The sequence below is a fragment of the Pantoea sp. Ep11b genome (assembly GCF_040783975.1).
Classification (GTDB): domain Bacteria; phylum Pseudomonadota; class Gammaproteobacteria; order Enterobacterales; family Enterobacteriaceae; genus Pantoea.
The window spans coordinates 163,619-181,529 of the sequence record NZ_CP160631.1 but is presented as its reverse complement, the minus strand read 5'-3'; the positions used below and the strand labels follow the sequence as shown (position 1 = coordinate 181,529).

Here is a 17,911-nt window from a genome sequence, read left to right as displayed (position 1 = left end):
CGGCCTTATGCCGTGGCCCGCTTCTGCTTTTTGCTCCGGTACATCTGCTGATCGCTGTCGTGCAGCAACTGCTCCAGGGTTTGCGGATGGGCCGGATCAAACTCCACGACGCCGGAAGAGAATTGCAGCTGATAGCGCCGATTCAGGCTGACAGACTGCTGGCGCAGGTAGCGGGCAAACTGCGCTAACAGAGCTTCACTCTGCTGCTGGCATCGCCCGTTCAGCAGCACCACAAACTCATCACCGCCCAGACGGGCAAACAGATCGGAGTGCTTAAATACCACTTTCATCGCATCAGCAAAGTCCATCAGCGCGCGGTCGCCTTCGCAGTGGCCCAGGGTGTCATTGATCTGCTTGAACCTGTCGAGATCGAGAAAGGTCAGACAGGCGGGGCGGTTTTTCATCCGGCACTCATTCAGCACCATCTGTCCCAGCGTCATAAAACCGCGCCGGTTGGTAATCTGCGTCAGTTCATCGCAGGTGGCGGTCTGAAACGCGACCAGCTCCGCTTCAGCCATTGCCGCCAGGTCACGCATGGTGGCCAGATCCTCTTCGTTAAACTGACGCGGCTCACGACCGATGATGCAGAGCGTCCCCATCTTTGCACCGCCCGGCGCGCGCAGCGGACAGCCCGCATAAAAGCGGATGTGTGGCTCGCCGGTCACCAGCGGATTATCATGAAAGCGGACATCATTGTGCGTATCTTCAACGATCATGATCTCATCCTGCAGGATGGCGTGACCGCAGAAGGAGATGTTGCGTGGCGATCCTGCAGGTTCATAGCCCTGGGCGGATTTAAACCACTGATGGTCAGCTTCCAGCAGACTGACTAACGCGACAGGAACGTCAAACAGGCGGCGCGCCAGGCGGGTCAGACGATCGAAACGCTCTTCCGCTGGGGTGTTCATGATGTTCAGCGCACGCAACTGCGATAAACGTTGTGCCTCATCGGCAGGAATTCCAGGTGCTTTCATCACAGAGACCTTTTGTTTGAGCTGAAACCAGGTTCTGGTGTTTGCCTTACGGCGGAGAAGAAGAGCGCGGCATAGCGACCACGCTCTTTATGAGGAGGGGATCAGAGCACTTTTTGTTCTGCGAGATCAAGGGCGAAATAGCTGAAAATGAGGTCTGCACCGGCACGTTTGATCGCACCGAGGCTTTCCAGCACCACATTACGCTCATCAATGGCACCGGCCTGGGCCGCAAATTTAATCATCGCGTATTCGCCACTGACCTGATAAGCCGCCAGCGGCAGTTCGGTGCGCTCACGGATATCGCGCAGGATATCCAGATAGGCACCCGCCGGTTTCACCATCAGCGAATCGGCACCCTGTGCCGCGTCGATCAGGGATTCACGGATCGCTTCCCGGCGGTTCATCGGGTTCATCTGATAGGTTTTACGGTCGCCTTTCAGCGCGGTGCCAGCGGCTTCGCGGAACGGCCCGTAGAACGACGAGGCGAACTTGGTGGAGTAGGACATGATCGCCGTCCGGGTAAAGCCCGCCGCGTCGAGTGCCCGACGGATCGCTTCCACCTGACCATCCATCGCGGCTGACGGGGCGATAAAATCGGCACCGGCTGCGGCTGCGACGACTGCCTGTTTGCCCAGGTTAGCCAGGGTGGCGTCATTATCGACACCGTGATCGCACAGCACGCCGCAGTGGCCGTGGCTGGTGTATTCGCAGAAACAGGTGTCGGACATCACGATCATTTCCGGCACGGTCTCCTTGCAGATGCGGGACATGCGCGCCACCAGACCGTTTTCATTCCAGGCATCGCTGCCGGTGGCATCGGTATGGTGTGAAATACCAAAGGTCATCACCGAGCGGATGCCCGCTTTAGCGATGCGCTCGATTTCATACGCGAGACGCTTTTCCGGGATTCGCATCACGCCAGGCATCGCCTGAATCGGTTTGTAATCGTCGACTTCTTCTTCAACAAAGATAGGCAGAGCCAGATCGTTCAGGCTCAGCGAAGACTCCTGGAACAGTTCACGCATCGGGGCGCTGGCGCGCAATCTTCTTGGGCGCTGGATAAGGGAATAATCAGACATTTTCATTCTTACACAGGTGAAAAAAGTAACGACAGTTTACTCTCTTTGCCTGCGGAGCATGAAGGTTTGTGTGCGGTCGTGCGCGGGGAAAAGTGCTCTCCCGCCGGGCGGCGGGAGAGCAGAACGATTACTCGTTGATATCCGGGTGCTGCTGCACCAGGTTTTTACGTTTCGCTTCCAGACGGGCGATCTCTGCGTCGATATCTTCGATTTTGTTCTCGATGTTATCGTGATGCTCCTGCAGAATTTCGCGCGCTTCTTCCATGTCAGAGGCGGCCGGCGTTGCGCCTTTCAGCGGCTTGTTCGCCGTCTCTTTCATGAACAGACCGGTAATCAGACCAATCACGGCCACCACCATCAGATAGTAGGCAGGCATGTAGAGGTTGTCCGTGGTTTCAACCAGCCAGGCCGCCAGGGTTGGCGTCAGACCGGCAATCAGCACCGAAATGTTAAACGCACTGGCCAGCGCACTGTAGCGGATGTGCGTCGGGAACATCGCTGGCAGGGAAGAGGCCATCACACCGGTAAAGGCGTTGAGGATCACCGCCATCAGCAGCAGACCGCCAAAAATCATACCCAGCACGCCGCTGTTGATCATCATGAAGGCGGGAATCGAGAAGATCATCAGGGCGAGGCTGCCGATAATCACAAAGGGACGACGGCCAAAACGGTCACTCATCATGCCGATCATCGGCTGAACAAACAGCATACCGATCATGATGGCGATGATGATCATCACGCCGTGATCTTCGCTGTAGTGCAGGTTGTGAGACAGGTAGCTCGGCATGTACGTCAGCAGCATGTAGTAGGTGACGTTGGTGGCGATAACCAGACCGATACAGGAGAGCAGGCTGCGCCAGTGTTTGGTCGCAATCTCTTTAAACGACACCTTCGGGCCATCCTGCAGGCCTTCGCGGTCGCCCTGTTCCAGCTTATCCACATGCTGCTGGAAGGCCGGGGTCTCTTCCAGCGCATGGCGCAGGTAAAGACCGATAATCCCCAGCGGCAGCGCCACGAAGAACGGCAGACGCCAGCCCCACTCAAGGAAGTTGGCTTCGCCGATAATCGAGGAGATCAGTACCACCAGGCCCGCGCCCAGCACGAAGCCTGCGATGGAGCCAAAGTCGAGCCAGCTTCCCATAAAGCCGCGTTTACGGTCAGGCGAATACTCGGCGACAAAGATCGAGGCGCCGGTGTACTCACCACCCACCGAAAAGCCCTGCGCCATCTTGGCGAGCAGCAGCAGAATCGGTGCCCAGATGCCGATAGAGGCATAAGAAGGTATCAGGCCGATACAGAAGGTACTGACCGACATGATGATAATGGTGATAGAGAGAATTTTCTGGCGACCATATTTGTCGCCCAGCATACCGAAGAACAGACCACCCAGCGGACGGATCAGGAAGGGCACGGAGAAGGTGCCCAGTGCTGCGATCATCTGCACACCCGGTGACGCGTCGGGGAAGAAGACTTTACCCAGCGCATAGGCAACAAAGCCATAAACACCAAAGTCGAACCACTCCATCGCGTTACCCAGAGAGGCTGCGGTGATGGCTTTACGTAAACGGGCATCATCAATGATGGTGACATCATTGATCCCAATTGGTTTTACACGCTTCCTACGCAATTTCATAGAATTACCCTGTAATGGAACACGAAAGTTCTCAACGGCGCGAGCCGGGATGAAGCAGTCAGACCGCTGCGTTGAGAAATTTAAGCATAGCCGTAAATAAGCGCTATTCAGGCGTTCGCCGATACAATAATTACTGTTGTAATTATTCCGAACAGCGACAGAGTATACCGTTTTTGTGTGATATCTGTCATGTTTGAGCCATAACTGACCGTCAGGGCTGGGGATTTACGCTGTTTAGCGACGCCAGAAAATTATCACGCTGCGTGACGACTGCCGGTTTTTTCAGCGGATAAACAGGAAAAATGAGCGACAAATGATGAGCAATGCCGGAAATCGGCTGCCGGCACCGATTCAGATTAGCAGAAACAGCGGTTTCGGGGCCGGAACTGCGCTGAAAGCGGATGAAGGGGAGCCGCAGCGTTGGCGTTTCACTGCGGCTTAAGGCGGGATCAGGCGCTGGCACTCTCCGGCTTCTGCAGATGGGGTTCCAGCTTAACCGGCTCTTCACCCTGGGCGGCCAGCCAGGCGACCAGCGCCTCGTTATCCATCGGACGGGCATAGTAGTAGCCCTGAATAAAGACGACGCCGCGCTGTTGCAGATAGCGAAACTGCAACGCACTCTCAACGCCTTCACCCAGCACCTCCAGTTCCAGCTGATGACTGAGCTGGATAATCGCGTCCAGCACCGGGGTGCGGCCCTCAAGGGATTCAATCGCGTTGATAAAGCCGCGATCGATCTTGAGATAATCCATCGTGAAGGTCTGCAGGTAGCTCAGCGAACAGTGGCCGGTGCCAAAGTCATCAATGGCGACCTTCATTCCGCAGCGCCGTAACCGGTCCAGCTTGCGGGCGACCTCCGCGCCATCTTTGATCAGGCTGCGTTCGGTCAGCTCCAGGGTAATCAGGAACTGTTTACTCTTTACCCGCTCGGCAAACTGCAGCATGTCGTCCACAAAGTCGGGATGCTGAAGATGGTCTGCCGCCACGTTAATCGCCAGATGAAAGTGGGGCGCAACCTGCCACGTCTGCACATCGTCGGCGACCAGATCGAGCAGATGGCGGGTCAGCGGCACAATCATCCCCTCCGCTTCGGCCGCACCGATAAAAATATCGGGCCGGATGCCCTGACCATCGGGTGTGATCCAGCGCAGCAGCACTTCCGCGCCGCTGCAGCGTTGCCGCTGATTGTCATAAACCGGCTGATAGTGCGCCCTGAACTGGTCGCTGGCGATGGCCCGCCGGATCTCATCGCGCCACGAAATCCGCCGTTGCAGCCAGTTCGACATCAGTATCATCAGCAGAATAGAGAAAATGGCCGCCATCGGCATGATGATAAACATCACCTGACGCCACGCGGCGATCAGCTCAGAGGGAGAGGCGATGAGCGTGACGGAGAGCGGATAGCGGCCGGAGCGGGTCTGATAAATCAGCGGCTCAAACCAGCGGGATGCCGTGATGTGTGCGCCAGACGCGATCGGTGCGCCGTCGCTGAAGGTCATGCTGAAACGATAATGGTGTGTGCTGCCGATCGCGCGCATAAAATCGATCAGATACTGCCCGTCGATCACGGCCCAGAATCCTTCACCGTCGGGCAGCTCGCGCATGAAAATCACGGCCGGCCGATCCGGCACGCCGGAGGTTCCGGCAATTGACAGGCTCCACCAGGCTTTGCCGGTGATCGGCCTGTCACGCATGATCATCTCTTTCAGCGGGGTAGGCTCTGAACCGTAGGCTGATGAGCAGGCGATCTCACCCCGCTCGATCTTGCCGACGGCGCGGAAATAGGGATTCAGTGAGCCGATGCGCTGTAACTGGCTTTCAATCTGGCTGCAGGGCTGATGCTGAAACTGGCGCAGCGTGGTGATCATATTCCAGGCGCTGTCGCTCATTCGTTCGGCCTGCGAGAGCAGCGTAGTTGCCGCGCTCACCTGCTGCTGGTGGACGGTGTGGCGCGCATCAAGCGCGGTAAAGAAAAGGCCAATAACCAGAGGAAGCAGGCCGGCAATAATAATCACCAGCCTGGCGTAGTCACGTTTTCGTTTCAGTAGCGGCACCGCTAAATCCTCTGAGATTTTTTCGTATTGAGCGGAGGGGCTAATACGTGGTGCAGCATAGCATTTCTCCGGGCGGTGCAGATTAGCGTTTTTGCGATCGACAGAACTGACTCAGGTCAATTATCGACCAGACTTTGCATTTATTGACAGGTTGTTTTGGCTTCGTTGGCTTTCAGCGCAGATCCGCTGATAACGGGAGGAGAGACGGCGCGCCTGGCGGCCGCAGCCGGCAGCAGAACCCTGACCCGCTCGCGGGCCAGGGTTCTGCTGCTCAGTCGGCAAAATAGATCTGCGTCAGCGCCACTTCGACGCCACGCAGCTCAGCCAGCCCTTTCAGACGGCCGATGGCGGAGTAGCCAGGGTTCGTGCGTTTGTGCAGGTCATCCAGCATCTGGTGACCATGATCGGGACGCATCGGAATCGCTCTCAACTGGCCGCTCCGGCGACGGCGCTGCTCTTCCGCCAGAATCACTTTAATCACGCCGACCATATCGACGTCGCCCGCCAGATGCGCCGCCTCATGAAAACTGGCCGGATTTTCCTCGCGTTTCGTGGCGCGCAGGTGGACGAAGTTAATGCGGTCAGCATAGGTTTCCGCCATCTCAACCAGCGCGTTGTCGGCACGGACCCCATAGGAGCCGGTGCAGAAACAGAAGCCGTTATGCAGGCTGTCCACCGTCTCCTTCAGCCACTGCATATCTTCCTGGGTAGAGATAATGCGCGGCAGACCCAGGATAGGGCGCGGTGGATCGTCCGGGTGAACCGCCAGCCGGATACCCGTCTCTTCCGCAACCGGCACGATGGCGCGCAGGAAGGTCGCCATATGCTCACGCAGTTTTGCTTTATCAATGCCGTCATACTGCGCCAGCTGAACCTGAAACTGCTCCAGGGTGTACCCCTCTTCGGCACCCGGCAGACCGGCGATAATGTTGCGGACCAGGGTGTTTTTCTCCTCTTCACTCATGGCGGCGAAGCACTGAGCGGCGGCCTGCTGCTCGGCTGCGCTGTAATCCTGCTCTGCGCCGGGCCGCTTTAGCAGGTAAAGCTCAAAGGCGGCGAAGGCGTCGGCGTCAAAGCGCAGGGCTTTTGCGCCATCCGGCAGCGTCCAGGCGAGATCGGTGCGCGTCCAGTCCAGCACCGGCATGAAGTTGTAGCAGACGGTATCAATGCCGCAGGCGGCCAGATTGCGTATCGACTGCTGATAATTGGCGATATAGCGCAGGTAGTCACCTCGCTGCGTTTTGATTGCCTCATGAACCGGGATGCTCTCCACGACCGACCAGACCAGCCCTTTTTCCGCCAGCAGGGCCTGACGCGCTTTAATCTCCTCAACCGGCCAGACTTCGCCATTGGGGATATGGTGCAGCGCCGTCACGATACCGGTCGCGCCCGCCTGACGCGCATCATCCAGTGAAACCGGGTCGTTCGGGCCGTACCATCGCCATGTATGTTCCATCTTCACTCCTTACTGTGATGTGGCCCAGTGGTCAGGCCGCTGGACCAAGAGTATGATAGCGGGAAAAACAGGGCCGTGATCCGGATCGCAGCGTGACAAACTGCATCGGCCGCGACCGCTGTTAAGCGGAGTAAAAGGAGAAGGTAATGACCCTGGCTGTAATCAAAACTGAGCGTCTCTATCGCCAGATTGCCAACGCCATTATGGACGGTATCGCGCGTGGGGAGTTCGTCGCGGGAGGACTGCTGCCGCCGGAACGTGAGCTGGCGAAGCAGCTGGGCGTCAGCCGCTCGTCAGTGCGTGAGGCGTTGATTGCGCTGGAGATGACCGGCTGGGTCGATATCCGCACCGGCACCGGCGTCTTTGTTGCACAGCCGCTGCCGCAGAGCGCGATGCCGCAGGAGAGTGAAGCCTGCAGTCTGCAGGATCTTCTGCAGGCGCGCGAAGCCTTTGAGGGGATGCTGGCAGGCCTGGCGGCACGGCACGGTACTGACGCGCAGCGGGCAGAACTGCTGGCACTGACCGCAGAACTGCAGCAGCACAATGAAAACGATGCGGCTTTTCTGGCACAGGATAAACGCTTTCATCTGCTGATCAGCGAGATGAGCGGTAACGATCTCCTGCGCGACATGCTGGAGCAATTATGGAACCGACGCCACAGCCCGCATGTGCAGCGGCTGGAACGCTATTTCGCTGATAACAGCGTTGCGCAGGAGATGAATGCTGACCATCAGCAGATTGCGCAGGCCATTGTGGCGGGCGATGACGTGGCGGCCCGCCAGGCGATGGCGCGCCATCTGCAGCACGTTCAGCAGCGGCTACTTGGTTAATCCCCGCGCCCGCTTCGGTCTGCCGGTGCCCAGCATGATCGCCAGACGGCTGCCGCCCGGCGTGGTTTCCATCAGGATTTTAGTAATGCTGGTGAGCGGCACCGAGAGCAGCATGCCGACCGGGCCCAGCAGCCAGCCCCAGAACACCAGTGACAGGAACACCACCAGCGTCGACAGGCCAAGACCGCGCCCCATCAAACGCGGTTCCAGCATGTTACCGAACACCATATGGATCGCGGTAAACAGCGCCGCCACCATCGCCGCATCAAACAAGCTGTTCAGCAGCAGCGCCTGCAGGAAAGGGGGAATGCCGGCGATAATCGGGCCAATGTTGGGAATGAAGTTGAGGATAAAGGCCACGACCGCCCACAGCAGCGCGAACTTCACATCCAGCAGATAGAGCGTCAGCCAGACCGAAAGCCCGGTAATCAGACTTACCAGAGTTTTCAGCGCCAGATAGTGTGTAACGCCTTTCAGTGCTTTATGCAGCCCGGCGATGCGGATTTTCGGATTCACCAGCGCGTTGCGCATCTTGTAAGGCAGGTGATGGACCTCAAACAGCATAAAGACCACGGTCAGCACCAGCAGCACGGTGTTGGTCATCGCCCCGGAAAAACCGCTCAGCGCCGCCCGGGCCAGATTCATCATGGTATTCGGGTCGAAATGCTGAACCAGCGCATTGGTGGAGATATTGAGATGAAAGCCTGCCGCCAGATGCTGCAGCACCGTCATTTTCTGCTCCATAGTGGCGCGCAGCTGCGGATAGAGCTCGGAAAATTCGCTCATCGAGCTGGCAATGACCGCCCCCAGCAGGACGATCACACAGAAGATCACTGTGATTACCAGCCCGATCGCCAGTCCGCGACGGAAGCCACGGCGCATCAGCATCGTGACCAGCGGATTGAGGACGATGGCAAAGAACGCCGCCAGCAGAAGCGGGACCAGAATATCGGACGCAGCCCGGATACCGGCGAGGATGATGACCAGCATCGCCAGTTTAATCAGAATGTTTTGTCCGATCTTTTCCCGTTGCAGCTCGCTCATGCCCTCTCCCGTGACGTAAATTGGCTGTTACCAGTTTAGCTGAAAGAAAATTAACAATCTGATTTATCAGAGAAACGGTAAATCGCAGCGGCGGAAAGGCGGGATAATCAGCGCCACCCCATTCCGCTCTCGCCATCACTTTCCGGCCGGTGTACGGCGGCCTGTCGGGGCAGACGCAGCCGCCGGATCGCCGGCCATTCGGATGCGCCGGTGGCGAAAGCAGGTATAGTGAAAGGATAAACCTTATCATTCAGCCAAATACACGCGTGAGGACTCATGCCTGAACAGCCTGCAGCGGAACCGAATACGCCAGCCGGAAACCTGAGCATCTCTCTGCTGATCCTCTCTATCGTGGCCTACAACTTCGCCAGCTATCTCACCATCGGTCTGCCGCTGGCGGTGCTGCCGGGATGGGTCCATGAGCAGCTGGGGTTCAGCGCGTTCTGGGCCGGGCTGGTGATCAGCCTGCAGTATGTGGCGACCCTATTGAGCCGCCCGCATGCCGGACGCTATGCCGATCTCTGGGGCCCAAAAAAAGTGGTGGTGATAGGCCTGGCAGGCTGCCTGATCAGCGGTTTCTGTATTCTGCTGGCGGCGCTGATCGCCTCACCGCTGCTAAGCCTGACGCTGCTCTGTCTGGGCAGGCTGATCCTTGGCGTGGGTCAGAGTTTTACCGGCACGGGCACCTCACTGTGGGGGGTGGCGCGGGTCGGTTCGCTGCACATCGGCCGGGTCATCTCCTGGAACGGCATCGTCACCTACGGCGCGATGGCGATAGGCGCGCCGCTCGGCGTGATGATATTCCGGGCGGGCGGACTGCTGTGGCTGTCGCTGGTGATTGTGGCTATCTGCATTGTGGGTATCGCCTGCGCGGTGCCGCGCCCGGCGGTAAAAGCGAGCCGGGCCAGGCCGCTGCCGTTTAGGGCGGTGCTGGGAAAAGTTGCGGGTTTTGGTGCCATCCTTGCGATGGGATCGGCCGGATTTGGCGTCATCGCCACCTTTATTACTCTGTTCTATCAGGAGAAGGGCTGGGAAGGGGCCGCCTTTGCCCTCTCTCTGTTCAGCGGCGCCTTCGTCGGCGCGCGTCTGCTGTTCCCGAACGCCATTAACCGTCACGGTGGCCTGCGGGTCGCCAGCCTCTGCCTGGCGGTTGAAGCGGCCGGGCTGTTTCTGGTTGCCGCGGCGGGCGAGCCCTGGATGGCCAAAGCGGGCGCCTTTCTGACCGGGGCCGGATTCTCGCTGGTGTTCCCGGCGCTGGGCGTGGTGGCGGTAAAAGTGATGCCGCCGCAGAATCAGGGCAGTGCGCTGGCAACCTACACCGCCTTTATGGATCTCTCGCTGGGCATTACCGGCCCGCTGGCCGGATTCATCATGACCTACGCCGGGGTTTCCCGCGTCTATCTGCTGACGGCTTTACTGGTCTGTGTGGCGTTTTTCTGCACGCTGCGCCTGCAGCGGCGTCAGGCGGCAGACGCCGCTTCAGACTAGCATCGGGCACGACGACGGCGCCGCGTCGTGTCCGGTGCCCGCCCGCAACCTGTGCAATGCCGCACTCAGGCTTGCAGCAGTTCAATGCTATGGCGGATCTGGCGCTCAATCTCTGCCGGAGTCCAGTTGTTAAGCTGGCTGGAGAAAGGCTCAAAGGCGTAAAGCCCTTTATAGCCCAGCATCTCAAGGCGTCTGACCTGCACCACGCTCTTCAGCACATCACTGTCACTCAGCATGATGCGCTCCTCATCGGTGAGTTCGGCGGTCGGACGGCGATCTTCCACGCCGGACAGGTGCACCAGCCCGATCTGTTCCGCATCAATGCCCGCCGGAAACTCCTGCTCAGCCTCCTCATAAAGATGATGATGGAAGGTGTCCAGCAGCAGCTTAAAGGGCACGCCCGCCGCAGCGATTAACTGTTGCGTCTGTACGGCTGAACGAAGCGAACTGACGGGGAAACCCAGCGGCTCAACCAGCCCCTGAATGCCGTAATGTGCAAAGCGCGGGGCCAGTTGCTGCATCGCCGCCTGGGTCTGCTGAGAGGACAGGGCGATGCCCTCATTCAGCGGGCACATGACCAGCGCCTTCGCGCCGATCTGCTGTGCTGTCCGAAGCAGCGCCTCCGCGCGGTCGAGCAGCTCGTCATCAATACGGTTAAACGGATAGAGCGCATTGATGGTCACGATATCGATCTGATATCTGTCGGCCAGCGCCCGCAGCTGGCTGGTGCTGAGATCGTCGGTGACGCTGCCGCCCGGCATGTCATTGCGCAGCTCAACTTTGCTCAGTCCCAGCCGCTGAACCAGCTGAAAAAATGCCTCCAGCGAAAGCCGGGGCGCAATTTTGCGATTGATGCAGAAACGGGTGGGATCGATAGCCATGCGATAACTCCAGGAAGGGGAGGGTATGGCGACTAAAGAAAACATTTATTTCATTAATAGGGGATTGTGAAATTTAAATTGTTAGATCAGCCTCGCATTAATTCCCTGCTGCGTTTCAGTCAGATGCCTCAAAACCCGCTAGAGTTCGCACTGTTCTCTCCCCTGTACGCCCCGGATGTGACACGGCCAGGCGTGTGCTGGCCTGAGATAACCTCCTGCGACCAGCAGCACGCCTTCAGGGCAAGAGCAACCGGGAAAATGCGATCTGTGCCGCTAAAAGCAAATTTTCCAAAAAGAACTATTTGAAAAATTTATTCCACTGTAATAGCTTCATACCACGCTTTCAGGTTTGCCTGGTCAGGCAGCGTGGCAGGTTGCAGGGGCCGTCTGCAGGGAACTTCACCATTTAAAGAGGCAACATCATGACGATCATAGGTAACTTCATTGGCGGTAAAACTACCCTCAGCGCCAGCAACGAAACCATTCCTGTTTACGATCCCGCCACGGGCAACGTCATCCGTGAACTGACGCAAAGCACCGCTGATGAGGTGGCCCATGCGATTGGCGTGGCGCACAATGCGTTTGCCGACTGGTCGAAAACCTCGCCGCTGCGTCGCGCCCGCGTGCTGTTTAACTTTAAAGCCCTGATGGAACAGCATCGCGATGAGCTGGCGGCACTGATTGTCTCTGAACATGGCAAAGTCTGGTCAGATGCGCTGGGCGAACTGACACGCGGCATTGAAGTCATCGAGTTTGCCTGCGGGATCCCGCATCTGCTTAAAGGGGAGTACTCGCCGAATGTCGGCGGCGGGGTGGACAGCTTCTCGCTGATGCAACCGGTCGGGGTCGTGGCAGGCATTACGCCGTTTAACTTCCCGGCAATGGTGCCGCTCTGGATGTTCCCGATCGCGCTGGCCTGCGGTAACACCTTTGTACTGAAGCCCCCTGCGCTGGACCCTTCGGCCTCGGTGCGCATGGCGGAACTGCTGACCGAAGCGGGCCTGCCTGATGGGGTCTTCAACGTAGTCCACAGCTCAAATGAAGATGCCGAACAGCTCTATAAAGATCCCCGCATTGCCGCAGTCAGCTTTGTCGGCTCTTCGGGCGTGGCAGAACATATTTATAAAACGGCCAGCGCCCATGGCAAACGCGTCCAGGCGTTTGGCGCGGCGAAAAACCACGCGATTGTGATGCCGGATGCCGATCTGGATGCCACCGTGAACGCCATTATGGGCGGGGCATTTGGTTCCGCCGGTGAACGCTGCATGGCGCTGCCGGTCGTGGTCGCGGTAGGCAATGATACGGCCGACAAACTGATTGCCCGTCTGACACCGCTGGTGAAGGCGCTGCGCATCGGCCCTGGCATGAATCAGGGCGCGGATGAGAATGAGATGGGACCGGTGGTCTCGGCGGCGCACCAGAAGAAAGTGCTGGGTTACATCGACAAAGGCGAGCAGGAAGGGGCGAAGCTGGTGGTCGATGGCCGTCACGTCCAGGTGGAAGGCCACGCCGGAGGTTACTACGTCGGCGGCACGCTGTTCGATAACGTCACGCCGGACATGGTGATCTGGCGTGAAGAGATCTTCGGACCGGTGCTGAGCATCATGCGTGCGCCCGACTATACCCAGGCGCTGCAGCTGGTTAACAGCCATGAGTTTGGCAACGGCAGTGCGATTTTCACCAGCAACGGGCATACCGCGCGTGAATTTGTGCAGAACGTGGAAGCGGGCATGGTGGGCGTTAACGTGCCGGTTCCGGTGCCGATGGCGTTTCACAGTTTCGGCGGCTGGAAACGATCCGTCTTTGGCGCACTCAATGTTCACGGGCCGGATGGCGTTCGCTTCTACACCCGAATGAAGACGGCCACCGTGCGCTGGCCATCCGGGCAGCAGACCGTGTCTGAATTCAGTATGCCGACACTCGGCTAATCTATTTCAACGCTGATCAGGATGCGCGACCGGCAGGCTACTCTGCCGGTCGCGTTATTCGCTGGCACCGCGCAGCGAGGTACTGCAGCGTCAATCGTGACAGAGAGGAGGATCAGGATGTCTTTACTGTCGAAAGCCCAGGCCCCTGACGCGCAGGGCCGTATTCAGCATGTTACGCCTGAGCGGGCAGGCTGGCGTTATGTTGGCTTTGATGCCTATCTGCTTAAAAAAGGGGAAACCCTGCACCTGAGCAGCGGTGATAAAGAGCTGTGCCTGGTGCTGGTTGCCGGGCTGGCCTCGGTAAAAACCCGCCATGCTGAGTTCCCCGGCATTGGTCAGCGCATGTCGCCCTTTGAGCGCGTGCCGCCCTATTCCGTCTACGTACCGCATGATGATGAGGTGGTCGTTTACGCGGACAGCGATCTCGAACTGGCCGTCTGTAACGCACCCGGTCAGGGGAATCTGCCGGCGCGACTGATTTCACCTGCGGATGTCGGCGTCGAACATCGCGGAAAAGGGCGCAATCAGCGCCTGGTCCACAATATTCTGCCTGACAGTGAACCGGCAGACAGTCTGCTGGTGGTTGAGGTCTATACCAACGAGGGCGACACCAGCTCTTATCCCAGCCACAAGCACGACCAGGAGGAGAGTGAAAACGAAACCTATCTGGAAGAGACCTACTATCACCGTTTCGATCCGGAGCCGGGTTTTGCCATGCAGCGCGTTTACACCGACGACCGTTCGCTGGATCTCTGTATGGCCCCCTACAATCGCGATGTGGTGATGGTGCCACGCGGCTATCATCCGGTGGCAACGCTGGCGGGTTACAACAACTACTATCTGAATGTCATGGCAGGGCCGGTGCGGCTGTGGAAATTCAGCTGGGAGAAAGATCACGCCTGGGTCAACAGCGACCGCTATCCGCGCACCGAGTAACGCCGGAACGGTTTCAGGCAGTGAAAAAGGGCAGCCCGTGGGCTGCCCTTTCTGCAAGGCGAGCCGGTCAGATTCAGGAGGTTTCCGCGTTGTTGAGCGCCAGGGAAACCGCCAGCGTCTGCGCCAGACAGAGAGAGGCGACCTGAGAACGGAAGCCATCAACCTGGGCCTCACGCACGACAAAGCAGACATCGCTGAAGGCGGCCAGCGGGCTGACCTGGCTGTCGGTAATGGCGATTTGATGTGCGCCGCGCTTGGCCCCCATCTCCACCACTTCAACCGCTTCGCGCGCATAGGGTGAGTAGCTGATCGCAATCACCACATCCTTCGGGTTCACCAGGCTGAGCTGCTCGGTAAACATCCCCCCCAGACCATCGATCAGGAACGCACGACGCTCCAGATGGCGCAGCGCATAGACCAGATAGGAGGCCACGCTGAAAGAGCGGCGCAGGCCGATGACATAGATATTTTCCGCCTCGTTCAGCAGCTTCACCGCTTTGTTGAGCTGCTCAGGATTAACCTGCATCGCCAGCTGCTGCAGGGCCTGACTGTTCACCATGGTAAAGACATTCAGGATCTCCGCCGGGCTCTCAGGCGCACTGGCGCTGTCGTCCGTGGCGGTCTGACGGAACAGACGCGCGCGCTCGGTATAGTTGACCGTCTCCTCCATCAGGTGCTGACGAAAAACCTGTTTCATTTCGTTGAAGCCGCTGAAGCCAAACGCATTGGCAAAACGGATCAGCGTTGAAGGCGGCACATCGGCCTGCTGGGCAATTGAGGCAACGGTATCAAAGGCGATACTGTTACTGTTATCAAGGATATAGCGCGCAACCTGTTTAAGCCGCTTACTCAGCGTTTCGTAGCGGCGACGAATATCGTCCTGCAACAGAGAAAGTTGGGTGGGATTATTGTTCATCACGTCTGCCCGTGTCCTGGAAATAATGGCTGCATAATGAGCGCTATAGTACCAGATGGATGGAAAATTTCATTTTTTTGCGTCAGCAGTACAATTTATTTCATGTCTTTATGAAATGGTTCACAGATTAGCGTCAGCGCGCCGCCTGACAGGCAATAACCGTGTAAAGAGCGGCGTGGAATGTCTGCGGGGGAGAGGAGCGTCACGGGTCAGAATAACATCCGGGTGGGAGGAGGGCGGAGTGCTGAACAATCGGAGCTGGCTGCAGCGGCTTAGCTTAACGAGCAGGGATGGCGGCGATGACGTTTCTCCGCTCTGACCCTGTTCACTGTGGCTGCACGGCCTCACAGCAGCCCATGCAGACGTCGTCAGAAAGGTTAACACCATCCCGTCCGGGATGGCGTCTGGCAGAGCCGCAGTGAATCAGGCACGGGCAGTGCGCCAGTGCTCAATCAGCCGCAGATAGTTGCCCTTAACCGTCTCAATCAGCGCCTCATCATCCAGCTCACCCTGCAGCCACTGGCGGGAAGGCTGACCAAAGATGGTGCGGCCTACCGCGAAACCTTTTACCCAGGGTGCGTCAGCCGCCGCCGCAAAACCAGCTTTGAGCTTCTCTTCGGGCGCATCCAGGCCAAGCAGCAGAATGCCGCGACAGTCAGGATCCTGCTGCTCAATCAGGCGACCAATCGTCTGCCAGCATTCGGCCGAAAGCGGCGGCAGTTTCCACCAGTCAGGCTTAATGCCCAGGCTGTAGAAGTGGCTCAGCATATCGACGTAATAAACCTCGTTCTTGTCCGGATGGCTCTCAGGCAGAATCACCTCCAGCAGCAGTTCGTGACCGCTCTTGTTGCAGCCCTTCCAGACGTCAAGCAGCAGCTCATCCTGCTCTTTTCGCAGTTCAGCACTGTCATGAGGATGATAGAAGACCAGACATTTCACGACATGCTCGGCGGGCCAGTCGATCAGCTGAGAGCCGATATTGCCATGCTCCAGACGCAGCGGACGTGAGCCCGGTAGCTCGATCGGGCGACCAATCCACCAGTTCTTACCGGTAATGGCATTCAGCGTTTTCTGTCCGTAGGTGGTATCGGCCAGAATGCCGCTTTTATTCTCTAATCCCGCCTCTTCGGCCGCCTGCTGTGCCGCTTTCAGTAGCAGCAGCTTCAGCGGCGGGATGCGGCTTTCATCGACACCCGCCTCCTGGGCCATCTCCGCCAGCTGCTTGCGGTGGTCAAAGGCGAAGACATTCAGCTCTGGCCAGGACTGCCTGCGGGTGGTGACGCGGTGCAGATGGTTCAGACGACTGTCGAGATCGGGACGTTTTACCGCATCATCGCGGCTCAGAAAATCATCCAGCTCCGCCCTGGTAGGCATAGCGGGGGCGCAGCCGTGGCGTGAAACCACCAGTGCGCCGCAGGCGTTGGCGTAGCGGCACGCCTGTTCCCAGCCCTCATCGTTCAGCCAGCCGCGCAGCAGGCCAGACATAAAGGCATCGCCCGCACCCAGCACGTTTAGCACGTCAACCCGCACGCCCGTGTGCAGCTGCGTCTGGTCCCAGCTATCCGGTATTTCACCCTCAAATACCACGCAGCCCAGCGGGCCGCGTTTGCAGACCAGCGTAGCCTGACTCGCCTGACGCACGCTCTTCAGCGCGGTCAGAGTATCGGTGCTGCCACCGGCAATGTGAAACTCCTCTTCGGTGCCGACGATCAGATCGAAATAGTGCACCACTTCCTGAAGCTGCTGAGTGACCTGAGAGGACTCAATGAAGCGGGTTTCGCCATCGCCCGGCGAGGTCAGCCCCCACAGAACCGGACGATAATCGATATCCAGCGCGGTGCGCAGGCCGTGACGGCGGGCGATATCCAGCGCTTTCAGCACGGCTGCCCGCGTCTGTGGGTGCGACAGGTGAGTTCCGGTCACCGCCACCGCGCGGGAAGAGGTAATAAAGGCCTCGTCGATATCTTCCGGCACCAGGCCCATGTCGGCACAGTTATCGCGGTAGAAAATCAGCGGGAAGGTCTCTTCATCTTTAATACCGAGGATCACCAGGGCGGTCAGACGCCGCGGATCGGTGATCAGCGCGTCAGTGTTACAGCCCACACGCTGCAACGCTTCACGCAGAAAGCGACCGTTGTGCTCATCGCCCACGCGCGCCAGCATCGCCGATTTCAGTCCCTGAATGGCGGTGCCATAGGCGACATTGCCTGACGAACCTCCCAGATATTTCGCGAAGGAGGTGACATCTTCCAGTCTCGCCCCGATCTGCTGGCCATAAAAATCAACGGCGATTCGCCCGATACAAATCACATCAAGCGGCTTCTGTTCTGTACGCATACCTGTGGTTTCCTTCTGTGATTAGCAGAGCTGGCGAGCGAAACGAGCAACGTCATGTCTGCCCGGCTCCCGGGTCTGTGAATGTCTCACTGGCTGTAGCGGCAGTATGAGGAATAAAAATTTCATAAACAACTTGTAATGAAATATCCGTCGCAAATATGTGAACCAGGTAAAACTCCTGATCCTGACCCACCGGCGCGCAATCCGCTATCCCGATGCGCGCCATGTCAGGGTTGTGAGGCCGATCGCAGAGATCTCTTCGTCGCCAGGGCACGCTGCCCCCACTGAAATGAATTTTTTCATCCCGCTTGCTGCACGGTAAAACGTTCCGGATTTTCCTGCCGCTTTCTCCCGC

Annotated in this window: 14 protein-coding genes; 4 read left to right on the top strand and 10 right to left on the bottom strand. The window is 58.3% G+C overall.

What is annotated here, in order from left to right; translation table 11 throughout:
* Window positions 1-5: 5 nt before the first annotated feature.
* From AB1748_RS00950 to uxuA, 6 genes are all read right to left on the bottom strand, one after another.
* Window positions 6-974, bottom strand: coding sequence for a diguanylate cyclase (locus tag AB1748_RS00950; RefSeq protein WP_367395900.1), 969 nt, complete (start codon window positions 972-974; stop codon window positions 6-8).
* Between the two features lie 101 nt (window positions 975-1,075).
* A complete protein-coding gene (hemB, locus tag AB1748_RS00945) occupies window positions 1,076-2,053 on the bottom strand; it encodes a porphobilinogen synthase (protein ID WP_293773246.1) in 978 nt (325 codons plus the stop codon).
* 127 nt (window positions 2,054-2,180) lie between these two features.
* A complete protein-coding gene (proP, locus tag AB1748_RS00940; RefSeq protein WP_111139276.1) occupies window positions 2,181-3,686 on the bottom strand; it encodes a glycine betaine/L-proline transporter ProP in 1,506 nt (501 codons plus the stop codon).
* Between the two features lie 211 nt (window positions 3,687-3,897).
* The gene (locus AB1748_RS00935) at window positions 3,898-4,149 is read right to left on the bottom strand and encodes a hypothetical protein (protein ID WP_367395899.1); all 252 of its coding nucleotides are present in this window, start codon (window positions 4,147-4,149) and stop codon (window positions 3,898-3,900) included.
* Window positions 4,136-5,740, bottom strand: coding sequence for an EAL domain-containing protein (locus AB1748_RS00930; protein WP_111139275.1), 1,605 nt, complete (start codon window positions 5,738-5,740; stop codon window positions 4,136-4,138). The genes AB1748_RS00935 and AB1748_RS00930 overlap by 14 nt, the downstream gene beginning before the upstream one ends.
* Window positions 5,741-6,011: 271 nt before the next feature.
* Window positions 6,012-7,196, bottom strand: a complete 1,185-nt coding sequence (gene uxuA, locus AB1748_RS00925; protein WP_111139274.1) for a mannonate dehydratase — start codon at window positions 7,194-7,196, stop codon at window positions 6,012-6,014.
* A 146-nt stretch (window positions 7,197-7,342) separates the two neighbouring features.
* Here uxuA and AB1748_RS00920 point away from each other — a divergent pair, with 146 nt between their 5' ends.
* A complete protein-coding gene (locus tag AB1748_RS00920) occupies window positions 7,343-8,026 on the top strand; it encodes a FadR/GntR family transcriptional regulator (RefSeq protein WP_367395898.1) in 684 nt (227 codons plus the stop codon).
* Here the strand turns inward: AB1748_RS00920 and AB1748_RS00915 are convergent.
* On the bottom strand, window positions 8,015-9,070 hold the full coding sequence (locus AB1748_RS00915; RefSeq protein ID WP_111139272.1) for an AI-2E family transporter: 1,056 nt from the start codon (window positions 9,068-9,070) through the stop codon (window positions 8,015-8,017). The two genes, AB1748_RS00920 and AB1748_RS00915, sit on opposite strands and share 12 nt — an antisense overlap.
* Window positions 9,071-9,346: 276 nt before the next feature.
* On the opposite strand from AB1748_RS00915, the gene AB1748_RS00910 reads away from it, so the two are divergent.
* Complete coding sequence (locus tag AB1748_RS00910) at window positions 9,347-10,558, top strand: MFS transporter (protein ID WP_367395897.1); 1,212 nt, start codon at window positions 9,347-9,349, stop codon at window positions 10,556-10,558.
* Between the two features lie 65 nt (window positions 10,559-10,623).
* On the opposite strand, the gene AB1748_RS00905 is transcribed toward AB1748_RS00910, so the two are convergent.
* Window positions 10,624-11,439: a TIM barrel protein gene (locus tag AB1748_RS00905; protein WP_367395896.1), complete on the bottom strand. Its 816-nt coding sequence runs from the start codon at window positions 11,437-11,439 to the stop codon at window positions 10,624-10,626.
* A gap of 422 nt (window positions 11,440-11,861) precedes the next feature.
* Here AB1748_RS00905 and AB1748_RS00900 point away from each other — a divergent pair, with 422 nt between their 5' ends.
* Window positions 11,862-13,367, top strand: a complete 1,506-nt coding sequence (locus tag AB1748_RS00900; protein ID WP_111139269.1) for a CoA-acylating methylmalonate-semialdehyde dehydrogenase — start codon at window positions 11,862-11,864, stop codon at window positions 13,365-13,367.
* Between the two features lie 117 nt (window positions 13,368-13,484).
* Window positions 13,485-14,303 carry a 5-deoxy-glucuronate isomerase gene (gene iolB, locus AB1748_RS00895; protein ID WP_111139268.1) on the top strand — a complete coding sequence of 273 codons (819 nt, stop codon included), beginning with the start codon at window positions 13,485-13,487 and terminating at the stop codon, window positions 14,301-14,303.
* Between the two features lie 73 nt (window positions 14,304-14,376).
* Here iolB and AB1748_RS00890 read toward each other — a convergent pair whose 3' ends face one another.
* Window positions 14,377-15,219 carry a MurR/RpiR family transcriptional regulator gene (locus AB1748_RS00890; RefSeq protein ID WP_293773263.1) on the bottom strand — a complete coding sequence of 281 codons (843 nt, stop codon included), beginning with the start codon at window positions 15,217-15,219 and terminating at the stop codon, window positions 14,377-14,379.
* 423 nt (window positions 15,220-15,642) lie between these two features.
* The gene (gene iolC, locus AB1748_RS00885; RefSeq protein WP_293773265.1) at window positions 15,643-17,556 is read right to left on the bottom strand and encodes a 5-dehydro-2-deoxygluconokinase; all 1,914 of its coding nucleotides are present in this window, start codon (window positions 17,554-17,556) and stop codon (window positions 15,643-15,645) included.
* Between the last annotated feature and the right edge of the window lie 355 nt (window positions 17,557-17,911).